General features: G+C 70.0%; 14 protein-coding genes. 10 read left to right on the forward strand and 4 right to left on the reverse strand.

The features are described 5' to 3' along the window. Positions 1 to 75 precede the first annotated feature (75 nt). The 4 genes from AB0A65_RS23550 to AB0A65_RS23565 all read left to right on the forward strand — a co-directional run bounded on the left by AB0A65_RS23550 (position 76) and on the right by AB0A65_RS23565 (position 4,212). Positions 76 to 468, forward strand: a complete 393-nt coding sequence (locus tag AB0A65_RS23550; RefSeq protein ID WP_359954445.1) for a YciI family protein — start codon at positions 76 to 78, stop codon at positions 466 to 468. Continuing rightward, positions 468 to 1,667, forward strand: coding sequence for a DUF6596 domain-containing protein (locus AB0A65_RS23555; RefSeq protein ID WP_359954447.1), 1,200 nt, complete (start codon positions 468 to 470; stop codon positions 1,665 to 1,667). The genes AB0A65_RS23550 and AB0A65_RS23555 overlap by 1 nt, the downstream gene beginning before the upstream one ends. 193 nt (positions 1,668 to 1,860) lie before the next feature. Next, positions 1,861 to 2,955, forward strand: a complete 1,095-nt coding sequence (locus tag AB0A65_RS23560; protein ID WP_359954448.1) for a polysaccharide deacetylase family protein — start codon at positions 1,861 to 1,863, stop codon at positions 2,953 to 2,955. Positions 2,956 to 3,069: 114 nt separating this feature from the next. Continuing rightward, on the forward strand, positions 3,070 to 4,212 hold the full coding sequence (locus AB0A65_RS23565; protein WP_359954450.1) for a DUF418 domain-containing protein: 1,143 nt from the start codon (positions 3,070 to 3,072) through the stop codon (positions 4,210 to 4,212). Between the two features lie 32 nt (positions 4,213 to 4,244). Here the strand turns inward: AB0A65_RS23565 and AB0A65_RS23570 are convergent, their stop codons facing one another. Beyond that, positions 4,245 to 5,636: an MFS transporter gene (locus tag AB0A65_RS23570; RefSeq protein WP_359954451.1), complete on the reverse strand. Its 1,392-nt coding sequence runs from the start codon at positions 5,634 to 5,636 to the stop codon at positions 4,245 to 4,247. 115 nt (positions 5,637 to 5,751) lie between these two features. On the opposite strand from AB0A65_RS23570, the gene AB0A65_RS23575 reads away from it, so the two are divergent. Further along, on the forward strand, positions 5,752 to 6,663 hold the full coding sequence (locus AB0A65_RS23575; RefSeq protein WP_359954453.1) for a LysR family transcriptional regulator: 912 nt from the start codon (positions 5,752 to 5,754) through the stop codon (positions 6,661 to 6,663). On the opposite strand, the gene AB0A65_RS23580 is transcribed toward AB0A65_RS23575, so the two are convergent. Then, complete coding sequence (locus AB0A65_RS23580) at positions 6,660 to 7,088, reverse strand: MarR family transcriptional regulator (RefSeq protein ID WP_359954454.1); 429 nt, start codon at positions 7,086 to 7,088, stop codon at positions 6,660 to 6,662. The two genes, AB0A65_RS23575 and AB0A65_RS23580, sit on opposite strands and share 4 nt — an antisense overlap. Before the next feature lie 67 nt (positions 7,089 to 7,155). On the opposite strand from AB0A65_RS23580, the gene AB0A65_RS23585 reads away from it, so the two are divergent. The 5 genes from AB0A65_RS23585 (at position 7,156) to AB0A65_RS23605 (ending at position 10,515) form a co-directional block, all read left to right on the forward strand. Continuing rightward, positions 7,156 to 7,740: a class I SAM-dependent methyltransferase gene (locus AB0A65_RS23585; RefSeq protein ID WP_359954456.1), complete on the forward strand. Its 585-nt coding sequence runs from the start codon at positions 7,156 to 7,158 to the stop codon at positions 7,738 to 7,740. Between the two features lie 34 nt (positions 7,741 to 7,774). After that, entirely contained in the window at positions 7,775 to 8,608 is an 834-nt protein-coding gene (locus AB0A65_RS23590) for a DUF6585 family protein (protein WP_359954458.1), read from the forward strand. Positions 8,609 to 8,644: 36 nt separating this feature from the next. After that, positions 8,645 to 8,944 carry a hypothetical protein gene (locus AB0A65_RS23595; protein WP_359954460.1) on the forward strand — a complete coding sequence of 100 codons (300 nt, stop codon included), beginning with the start codon at positions 8,645 to 8,647 and terminating at the stop codon, positions 8,942 to 8,944. A 69-nt stretch (positions 8,945 to 9,013) separates the two neighbouring features. Beyond that, positions 9,014 to 9,955 (forward strand): hypothetical protein, encoded by a 942-nt coding sequence (locus AB0A65_RS23600; RefSeq protein WP_359954462.1) that lies wholly within the window; start codon positions 9,014 to 9,016, stop codon positions 9,953 to 9,955. A gap of 197 nt (positions 9,956 to 10,152) precedes the next feature. Beyond that, complete coding sequence (locus tag AB0A65_RS23605; RefSeq protein ID WP_359954463.1) at positions 10,153 to 10,515, forward strand: hypothetical protein; 363 nt, start codon at positions 10,153 to 10,155, stop codon at positions 10,513 to 10,515. Positions 10,516 to 10,558: 43 nt separating this feature from the next. Here AB0A65_RS23605 and AB0A65_RS23610 read toward each other — a convergent pair whose 3' ends face one another. Together AB0A65_RS23610 and AB0A65_RS23615 are read right to left on the reverse strand one after the other, a co-directional pair. After that, on the reverse strand, positions 10,559 to 11,065 hold the full coding sequence (locus AB0A65_RS23610) for a DUF4268 domain-containing protein (protein WP_359954465.1): 507 nt from the start codon (positions 11,063 to 11,065) through the stop codon (positions 10,559 to 10,561). After that, complete coding sequence (locus AB0A65_RS23615) at positions 11,001 to 11,231, reverse strand: hypothetical protein (RefSeq protein WP_359954467.1); 231 nt, start codon at positions 11,229 to 11,231, stop codon at positions 11,001 to 11,003. Before AB0A65_RS23615 ends, AB0A65_RS23610 begins: the two co-directional genes overlap by 65 nt. Positions 11,232 to 11,283: the final 52 nt, after the last annotated feature.

Genomic DNA, 11,283 nt, shown 5'->3' on the forward strand with positions numbered 1-11,283 from the left:
GGGATGTCGAAAACCGCGGACCGGCCCCGTCGTCCCGGTGAAAGGTAAGACCCGACCGGCCACCAGGAGGCAGCCATGAAGTACGTCATCCTCATCCACTCCAACCCGCAGCCGTGGGGCCACCCGACGAGCGACTACGTCGCCGAGCACCAGGCGCTCCCCGCCGAGCAGCGCGAACGCCTGAACGCCGAGTTCGAGCGGCTCCTCACCGAGATGAGCGCCAACGGCGAGCTCATCACCGGCGAGGCGCTCGCCGACCCGTCGACGTCCACGCTCTACCGCTGGGGCGGCGGCGAGCCGCTCGCCACGGACGGCCCGTACTCCGAGACCAAGGAGCACCTCGCCGGGTTCTTCCTCATCGACGTGTCCGGACCCGAGCGCGCCCGGGAGGTCGCGCTGGCGTTCTCCGGCCCCGGCGAGACCGTCGAACTGCGCCCCGCGATGTGGCCCGGCGGCGAGGAGCACTGATGGATTCCGGTGTCGAGGACGTGTGGCGGCGCGAGTCGCCGCACGTCCTCGGTGCGCTCGTGCGCCGCTACGGGCACTTCGACGCCTGCGAGGACGCCGTCCAGGAGGCCCTCCTCTCCGCCGCGCTGCACTGGCCCCGCGAGGGCCTTCCCGCCAACCCCCGCGGCTGGCTGATCCGCGCCGCCTCCCGCCGCCTGGTCGACGCCCTCCGCTCCGACCGCGCCAGATCCGACCGCGAGGACGCCGCGAACCGCCTCGCACCAAGTGAAGCACCGCCCACCGACAGCGACGACTCGCTGCACGTGCTCCTCCTGTGCTGCCACCCGTCCCTGACCCCCGCCTCCCAAGTGGCCCTGACGCTCCGGGCCGTCGGCGGCCTCACCACCGAGCAGATCGCCGCCGCGTTCCTCGTCCCGCCCGCCACCATGGGCCAGCGCGTCAGCCGCGCGAAGGCGAAGCTCGCCGCCGCGGGCGCCCGCCTCGGCGACGTCACCCGCGCCGACCTGCCCGCCCGCGTCCAGTCCGCCCGGCAGGTCCTCTACCTGGTGTTCAACGAGGGCTACACCGCCTCCGGCGGGATCGATCTTATTGACGTGTCGCTCACCGCCGAGGCCATCCGCCTCACCCGCGAACTGGCGCAACGGCTCCCGAGCGACACCGAGACCGCCGGGCTCCTCGCGCTCATGCTCCTCACGGAGGCCCGCGCGCCCGCCCGCACCGACGAGACGGGGGACCTCGTACCGCTCGCCGACCAGGACCGCGCGCTGTGGGACCCCGTCCTCATCGCCGAAGGCGTGACCCTTCTGGAGCAGGCGCTCCCGTCGGGTCCGGTCGGCCCGTTCCAGCTCCAGGCCGCCATCGCCGCCGTCCACGACGAGGCCAAGACCTACGCCGAGACCGACTGGCCGCAGATCGCCGAGCTGTACCGGATGCTCGCCGCCCTCGCGCCGAGTCCGGTCGTGACCATGAACCGCGCCGTCGCCGTCGCCATGACCGACGGCCCTGACGCCGCTCTCGCCATGCTCGACCCCCTCCTCGGCGACCCGGCCCTCGACCAGCGCCACCGCCTCCACGCCGCCCGCGCCCACCTCCTGGACCTCGCCGGGCGCCGAACCGAAGCGCGCCAAGCCTTCCGCGAAGCCGCCCGCCTCACCACCAGCACCCCCGAGCAGCGCTACCTCCTCCGCCGCGCCGGATGACCGCTCGGCGCACGTTCGGCGCATCCAGGGCGCCGTCCGGCGCAGCGGGCTTGCCGCCGCACCGCCTTAAATCGATAATTCTCAATGTCTAAGTCAATCGCCATCGCTCCATCGTCCCCCTCATGACGACCACGGCCCTCACCCCGGGAACCGTCGACGCCGACTGATGCGCCCGTACTCCCAAGGAGGGCACATGCACGGCATCAGCCGCCGCATCAGACCGCTCATCGCCACCCTGTCCGCACTCGCGTTCGCCGCCGCGACCGCCGTCGCCATCCTCATCGCCAGCCCCGCGCAGGCCCAGACCTGCAACGGCTACGTCGGCCTCACCTTCGACGACGGCCCCAACCCGAGCACCACGAACAGCGTCCTCAACGCGCTCACCGCGAACGGCCTGCGCGCCACCATGTTCAACACCGGCCAGCGCGCCGCCGCCAACCCCGGCCTCGTCGCCGCCCAGGTCAGCGCGGGCATGTGGGTCGGCAACCACTCCTACACCCACCCGCACATGACCGGCATGTCCGCTTCCCAGATGGCCCAGGAGATCTCCAGCACCCAGTCGGCGATCCAGCAGGGCGGCGGCGGCACCCCCGTCCTGTTCCGCCCGCCCTACGGCGAGACCAACGCGACCCTCAAATCCGTCGAGGCCCAGTACGGCCTCACCGAGGTCCTGTGGACCGTCGACTCCCAGGACTGGAACGGCGCCAGCACCGCCGCGATCGTCGCCGCCGCGGGCAACCTCCAGAACGGCGGCGTCATCCTCATGCACGACGCCTACCAGACCACCATCAACGCCATCCCCCAGATCGCGTCCAACCTCCGCTCCCGCGGCCTCTGCGCCGGGATGATCTCCCCGTCCACCGGCCGCGCCGTCGCCCCCACCGGCTCCGGCGGAGGCGGCGGCGGGGGAGGAACGGCCACCGACCTGCTCCGCTCCACCTCCGCCGGCAAGTGCATCGACGTGCCGAGCGGGAACACCGCCAACGGCACCCGCGTCCAGCTCTACACCTGCTACGAGGGCGCGAACCAGCAGTTCACCGTGACCTCCGCGCAGGAACTGCGCGTCCTCGGCAAGTGCCTCGAACCGTCCGGGACCGCGAACGGCGCACTGGCGCAGATCAACACGTGCTCCGGTGCGGCCAACCAGAAGTGGACGTTCGGCTCCGACTCCACGATCCGCAACACCGGCACGGGCCTGTGCCTCGACGTCTACAGCTCCGCCGACGGCGCCCCCGTCCAGCTCTACTCCTGCTGGACCGGCACCAACCAGAAGTGGACCCGCGTCTGATCCGAACCACCGGTCCCGCGGCTCGGCCGCGGGACCGGCATCCGATACTTCCGTCACCCCGGTCCGATACCGCCGACCGATCCGCGAGACCTCCGTTTTCCCTACCTTCAGGGCATGACCGCCACCGAGACCGCGCGACCCGCCGCCGCGAGCACCGCCAAACGCACCCTCGCGCCCGACCTCGGCCGCGGCCTGATGCTCCTGGCGATCGCCCTCGCCCACGCCCACCTGGCCCTCTACGTCGCCGACTACCGGCCCGCGCCCGCCGACCAGGCCGCCGTGCTCCTGCGCGAACTCCTCGTGGACGACCGCGCCCGCCCGATGTTCTTCTTCCTCTTCGGGTACGGCCTCGTGCAGCTCACCTCCCGCCTCGCCGCCCGCGGCGCCGACCCCCGCAGCGTCAAGTCGCTGCTGCGCCGCCGCGGCTGGTGGCTGCTCCTCTTCGGGTTCGCGCACGCCGCGGTCATCGGCGTCGACATCGTCTCGGTCTACGGCTTCGCGCTCCTGTGCTTCGCGGGGCTCCTCGCCCGCAGCGACCGCACGCTCCTGCGCATCACGGCGTGGACGACCGCGGCGCTGGCGGCGTTCTTCTTCCTCATGTCGTGGAGTGAGGCGACCTCGAACGCGCTCATGGGCTTCGACCTCGCCGCGGGCGCCACGGACCTCGGCGAGATGCTCTCGTGGCGGTACACGGGCTGGGCGTTCGTGCTCATCGCGTTCGGCTGGCAGGTCCTCCCCGCGATGCTCCTGGGGGTCTGGGCCGCGCGCCGCCGCATCCTGGAGGAGCCGCACCTGCACCTCCCGGCCCTGCGCCGGACCGCCGTGGGCGGCATCGGGATCGCGGTCCTCGGCGGCCTCCCGTGGGCCCTGGTGTCGAGCCGCCTCATCGAGATCGACCCGCTCCCGGCCGCCGCCCTCGGCTCGCTCCACGCCGTCACCGGCCTCGCCGGGGGCATCGGCGTGATCGCTGCGATCGGCCTGGCCGCCAACCGGATCGGCCCCGACCGCGGCCCGCTCGCCACCGCTGTCGCGGCGCTCGGCCAGCGGAGCCTGACGTTCTACATGTTCCAGTCGGTGGTGTTCCTGCTCGTCTTCTCGCCGTTCACCACCGGCCTCGGCGCGCGCACCGGCTTCACCGGGGCCGCCCTCGCCGCCGTCGCGACCTGGCTCCTGTCCCTGGCCCTCGCCGAGGCGATGCGGCGCCGCGGGTCCCGCGGCCCGGCCGAGGTCCTGCTGCGCCGCTTGACGTACCGGTGAGGCGGCGGGCCCTCCGGCCCGCCGCCCGCCCGTCAGGCGCTCACCAGCTCCGGCTCCGCGGCCACGCGCTTGCGGCCGAGGTTGAACACCCCCACGGCCACCGCGACGACGGCCGCCGCGAGCGGCACCAGCAGCGCCGCGCGGTACCCGTCCAGGAGCGCCCCGGGCTCGCCCGAAGCCGTGGCGGCGACGTTCACCGCGGCCACGCCCGCCAGGCCGAGGGCCGCCCCGAACTGGAACGACGTGTACAGCAGGCCGCCCGCGAGCCCCTGCTCCTCCTCGGGGATGCCGTTGGTGGCGATGATCGTCATGGGGCCGTAGGCGAGCGTGAACGCCAGGCCCACGAACACCAGGCTCGGCAGCAGCTCCCAGTACGTGGAGTCGTGCCCGGCCGTCAGGAACAGCGCGAACGCGATCGCGGCCGACGCGAGCCCGGCCAGCAGCACCGGGGCGTTCCCGAAGCGGCGCACCAGCTTCGGCGTCAAGGTCGGTGCCAGCGCCACGTCGATGCCCATGACGAGCATCGCGAGGCTCGCCTCGATCGTCGTCCAGCCGCGCAGCTCCTGGAGGTACAGCACCGCGAGGAACTGGAACCCGAAGAACCCGGCCATGAACAGCATCCCGATCACGTTGGCGCGCAGCAGCGACCCGGACTTGAAGATCCCGAGCCGCACCAGCGGCGCGGCGTGGCGGCGCTCGACCGCGACGAACACGGCGAGCAGCACGGCGCTCAACGCCACCGTCCCGGCCGTCCAACCGATCCCGACGTGCGCGGCGCGCTCGACGCCCAGCACGAGCACCACGACCGCCGCGGTGACGGTGAGCCCGCCGAGCAGGTCGAACCGCTGGCCGGTCCGATCCGGCGGGGCCTGCCGCGGGATGAGCACGACCGCGGCGACCAGCAGCACCAGCGACAGGCCCACGGGCATGAAGAACACCCACCGCCAGTCGAGGGCCGTCAGCAGCCCGCCGATGACCATCCCGAGCGTGAAGCCCCCGGCGCCGATGGCGCCGTAGATCATCAGGGCCCGGTCGCGCTTGGGGCCCTCCTCGAAGCCGGTCGTGATGATCGACAGCCCGGCGGGCGTCATGAACGCCGCCGCGAGGCCGGTCACGAACCGCGCGGCCACGAGCACGGCCCCGTCCTCGGCGAGCCCGCCGAGGCCGGAGAACAGCAGGAACACCAGCAGCGCGGCCAGGAACACCCGGCGGCGGCCGAGGATGTCGGCGGCCCGGCCGCCCAGCAGCATGAAGCCGCCGTAGCCGAGGACGTAGGCGCTCACGACCCACTGGAGCGACCCGGTGGACAGCCCCAGGTCGTCGCGGATCGAGGGCAGGGCGATGTTGAGCATGGCGATGTCGATGCCCTCCAGGAAGATCGCTCCTGAGAGGACGAGCAGCACACCCCATTCACGGGCTTTCACGGGTTTCTCCTCTTGACGGGTTTCCCTTGCCCGCCAATCGTCGGTCCGGAGCCGTGCGGGAACAACGGCGAAGACCGCAACGTTCATTCAGTCAGACTTACCGATGGAGGACCCCGTGGAACGCGACGAACTCGAATGCTTCCTGATCCTGGCCGAGGAGCTGCACTTCGGGCGCACCGCCGCCCGCATGCGCCTCTCCCGCGCCCGCGTCTCCCAGCTCGTCCAGCGCCTCGAACGCCGCGTCGGCGCCCCGCTCTTCGAGCGCACCAGCCGCACGGTCGTCCTCACCGACCTCGGCGCGCGCTTCCGCGACGACGTCGAACCCCACCACCGCGCCATCGAGGAGGCCCTCGCCCGCACCGCGGCCGCCGCCAGCGGCTTCGGCGGGACGCTGCGCGTCGGCTTCTCCGCGTCCCTCACCGGCGAGATCGCCCTGAACGCCGTCGACGCCCTCCGCGCCGCCCACCCCGAACTCGCCGTCGAGATCTGCGAGATGTCCTTCACCGACCCGTTCTCGCAGCTCCGCGACCGCTACTACGACGTCGTCCTCATGGAGCTCCCCGTCCGCGAAGACGACCTCGCGAAAGGCCCGACCCTCCTCACCGAGGGCCGCATGCTCGCCGTGCCCGCCGACCACCCGCTCGCCGAGCGCCCCTGGCTCACCATGGACGACCTGGCCTCAGTGAACCTGATCGCCACCGACGGCGACCTCCCCGACTACCGCCGCGTCCTCCAGTCCCCGCAGGCGACCCCGTCCGGCCTCCCGATCCCGCGCGGCCCGATCGTCACCAGCCTCCAAGAGGCCCTGGTCTTCGTCGCCGCAGGCAAGGGCGCCCTCCTCATCGGCGCCCACGCCGCCGCCTACCAGGCTCGGCCCGGCATCGCCCACGTCCAGGTCGTCGACGCCGAACCCGTTCGCTACGGCCTCACCTGGCGCGCGGGGGAGCACACCGCCGCCCTCGACGCCCTCGCCGAGCACGTCACCGCCGCGATCCCGGCGGCGCACCGCTCCCTCACGGCCGCTTAGGCTTTCATGACTCTCAGCAGGGCGGGCAGTCCCTTGGCAAGCCCGTCCCGCTCCTCCGCGCTCATTGCCGACGCCCACGCCTCGTACCGCGCGTGCAGCACCTCAGCAGCGCTGCGGTGCAGCTTCCGCCCGGCCGCGGTGATCTCCAACCGGTAGAGCCGCCGGTTCTCCGGGTCGCGCTCGCGCGCGACCAGCCCGTCCGCCTCCAGATCGGCGACCAGTCGGCTGACGCTGCTCTTCTCCAACCCGAGCCGCTCGGCGAGCTCCCGCTGCGACATTCCGGCGTGGTGGTCCAGCTCATGGAGCGCGAACAACTGCGACATCGACATCGCCCGCCCGGGCACCACGTCCTCCATCAGGGCGAACTCCGCGGTGCGCACGACGTCCATCAGCAGGTGGTGCAGGTGATGCGCATCGGAACTCATAGTTGCATCCTACAACCAATCGGCGTACTCTCAAAGTTGTACAGCACAACTATGAAGGAGTAAGAAGATGCCGCACGGCCACGAAGCCCATTCCCACCGGCACGGTGAAGCCATTGAAGGAGGCCACAGCCGCCACTACAACCGCCTCGCCCGCCTCCTCATGAAGCCCCAGTACCGCCGCATCGCCGCCGACATCGCGGCCGCCGCCCCTCACAGCGCCGCCGTCCTCGACATCGGCACCGGCCCCGGCCTCCTCCTCCAAGCCCTCGCCGCCACCCGCCCCGACCTCCGCCTCACCGGCATCGACCTCGCCAAGGACATGATCGACCACGCCACCAAGAACCTCGCCGACCTGGACGTCGACCTCCGCGCAGCCGACGTAGCGGACCTCCCCTTCGACACCGCCGCCTTCGACCTCGTAGTAACCACGTACAGCTCCCACCACTGGTCCAACCCGGTAGCCGCCGCCGTAGAAATCAAGAGAGTCCTCCGCCCTGAAGGCCGCCTCCTCAACTACGACTTCGAAAGGGCCCCATTCAAAACCCTGGAAGAGGCCCTCCCGCGCACCTCCCGCACGAAGTTCCGCGCCCCATGGTCGTTGCTCATGAAGACGATCCGCTTCGAGGCAAGGCGACCGATGACCGAACAATGACGGTGCGATGCCGAACGCCCCTACCGTCCCGGGCATGAACCTGAACCCACTGTCGCCCGAACTCCACCAACTGGCCGAGCAGACCAGCCTCGGCACCCGAAGGGCCGAATACCGGCCCCGCCCGACGCCCTTCGTAGTCCCGCTCGCCGTCGCGCTTACGATCTACGCGCTGGTCATCGCCTGCCTCGCCGGAAGCAACATGCTGGAGAACAACTTCGGCGTCATCATGCTGGTCGTCTTCACCGTGTTCATCGGGCTCGGCGTCCTCAACATCCTCCACATGAAGCGCAAGTCAGGCGCCGGCGACGAGCTCCACCTCTTCGACCACGGCCTGATCGTCAAGGGCCCCAAGGCCCTCGTCTCGCTCCACCACTGGGACGACGCCACCGTCTACCAGCGCCTCTTCCACTACCCCCAGACCGGCCTGACGACCTACAACTACCTCCTCGTCGCCCCCGACGGCGCCGCCATCAGCATCGGCGACCCCAAGGGCGCCACCGGTTCCGCCCTCATGAACCTCCCCGACCTCGACCACTTCACCCTCGGCGCCGCCTTCGACCGCCCCGACGAATGGGGCCCGGCCGTCCAGTCCCACATCACCCGCGCCCAGCTCCCCGCCGTCCTCGCCCGCATCGCCGCCGGCGAGACCGTCACCTTCGGCCCCCTCACCCTCGACCGCGACACCCTCACCGTCGACGGCACCGCCATCCCCCTCACCGGCCTCCAGGACGCCGCCGTCAACGACGGCACCGCGGTCTTCAAGTCCTACAACCGCTACTTCAAGACCCGCGAACCCATCTACACCATCCCCAACTTCTTCGTCTTCAAAGAAGCCCTCCAATCCCAGACCAACCGCCCCTGGTCCTAGCGAGAACCGTTGCGGGAGTTGCCTAGGATGACGCCCATGTCAGTGAACATTCATCTGTACCTCGACGTGGACGACCTCAAGTCGCCGGACGAAGCCGACCGCATCGGAACCGCGGTGGACCTCGTCCTGAAGGACCACGGCATCGAGTCATGGATGGTCGTCCGCGTCCTCCACGAACCGCCGTCCCTCACCGCCAGCAGCGAGCCCTATCCGATCATCATCAGCGGATTCGGCAAGTGGAGCACCCGGTTCGAACACGACATCAAGACCGCGATCCACACCGCCGCCCCCCACGCCCGAATCCGCCTCGACTGGGGCTTCCCCGACGAGGAATAACCCCCGCAAGGGCCCGTGATCCGGCGATGCGGGTTTCAGGTCTCGGCCGGGGCGAAATACTCTGGCAGGATGGCACCACTCACACCGGAGGACCGGCTGCGGCTGGCCCGGGAGATGGACGAGACCCGGCTGCGCATGTTCCGCATGAACGTGCTCCGAGAGCGGCCGGGCATTGAAGCGCAGGAACTGAATCGCACCGTCCTGGACTGGATGGGCCGAGCAGGGATCCAGGACTTCGAAGACTCCGGTGGCGAGCATCCAAAGGCGCAGGAGACGTCCGAGGGGAACGGCCTTGAACGCTCCTACGCCCGCCTCGCCAGAGCATTCGACGGACTCGAAGCGCCATGGTCGCTCGCCGGGAGCCTCGCGGTCTCGGCCCGGGTCGAACCGGCGTACATGGCCCAGGCAAGCGTGATCCTGGCCGTCAAGGACGAGCAGGTCGCGCACGGCATCCTCGACGGTCTGGAGGAGTCGGGTCTCCGCGTGCTCAGCTTCACCGACCAGATGTCCGTCAAGGACTGGGACGACGAGCACGGCCGCCCGGCCAACCCGGAGAACTTCGAGATCGAGCACCACCCCAACGGCCTGGTCGCCGGAGCCCGCCTCGTCGACGAGGCCGGCGACCGCGACCTCGAAGTGGACTTGATCTTCGCCGCCTCCGGCATCGAAGCCGAGATCACCGCCGCCGCCGAGCCGCTGGAAATCCTTCCCGGCCAGGTGTTCCGGGTCGCCCGCACCGGCCACCTCATCGCCCTGACCCTCCTCACCCTCGGCGACACCGGCAGACAGCCCCGGCCCGAAGAGTTCGCCGAAATGGACGCCTTCGCCTCCGAACAGGCATTCAACGGCATCCGCGAACGCGCCGACCTCACCACACTGACCAACGCCGCCACCCCCGAGGACTGGCACCTCGCCTGGAAAGCAGTCGACCTGATGGCAACCCGAAGCGCCACCAGATCCCGAAACCTCCGCGCAGAACTAGCAGCATTCCTAGCCGACTCCGAAGGCTGACCCCCACCACCGTCAGGAGGCACGGGCACTGAAATGGCCCGGACCGAATGGTCTGTGCCTTTCTCACGCACGGTCGGACACAGGTGGAGCGCGCACGACCTGCCTTGCCCAGGATGCGCCCACGCACAAACCCGGTGCGCGGCGAGCCCTGGGCATGCCAAAGTCAGACCACCCCCTCGCTGAACGGAACCTGCACGATGCCTGATTCGAAGACGATGACCCTGTGGCGCCCCTGCGGTTCAGCCGAGCTTGCGCTGGTACGCGAGTCCGGATGGACCGCATGGCCTCCCCGCCTGCCCGACCAGCCGATCTTCTACCCGGTCCTCAACGAGGACTACGCGACGAAGATCGCCCGCGACTGGAACGCGCCCCGAGATGGCATCGGCTACGTGACCCGCTTCCAGCTCGACGGCGCCTTCGTCGAGCGCTACCCGGTCCAGCAGGTCGGCGGCAGCACCATCCTCGAACTCTGGGTCCCGGCCGAAGACCTCGACGATTTCAACCGCCACATCATCGGCCGCATCGAAGTGACCGCCGAGTACCGCAAGAGCGAGGCCTGAACCGGCTCGTCCGACCGTGCATGAACCAGCAAAAGCAAGGTGCTCACGCTTTCCCGACGGTCTCGACTGCGGCTCGGAGCCGCTTCTGCGTGTCGATGAACTTCGGCCAGGCGTCGGTGTCCTCGATCGAACCGAGTCGGTAGTCGGCGATCCTGCTCGCCTTCCTGCCCTCCAGCGCCTCGAATTCGAGCGAACTACCGTAAGAGGTCTCGAAGCTCGTTGACGGCTCAATCTGCTCCCGGTTGTGCAGGTAGAGCTCGGAGCGAAGTGAATCCCTGGTGAAACTCATCCCGTATTGCGTTCCACGAGGAGCCCCGGTCGAGAAGTCGATCCAGTTGACCGAGTTCCTACGACCGGGGCGGCACCATCCATGACCGCGCTGGCTGATCGCATTGGTCAGCTGTTCCCAGAACTCAAGGTAGATCGGTCTTTTACCCTCGCCGTGCTGCTGGGCCGCGGCGGTCGACCGGACTCGTTTCCCCCAGTCATTCGGGGCTGCGACGGTGCTCCTCGCGGAAGTGTCGCGCGATCCATACGACGGCCGCCGCATCGGTCCCTGCGGCGTAGGTCAGCAGCTGGCCGAGGTGGCCGTGGTCGGTGTCGGCGAGCTGGTTCTCGATGATGACTCGATCTCCGGTGGCGGCATCAGTACCGATGAGATCGAGCGAGAAGTCGCCGACCGGATGCTCCGCCAGGGAGGCCGCTCTGGAATCCACACACCGTCCATCTGCTCAGTCTTGTTCTGAGGGTTGTACAGAGAGTGCGGAT

The sequence above is a fragment of the Glycomyces sp. NPDC047010 genome (assembly GCF_040644205.1).
In the GTDB taxonomy this organism is placed as follows: domain Bacteria; phylum Actinomycetota; class Actinomycetes; order Mycobacteriales; family Micromonosporaceae; genus Glycomyces.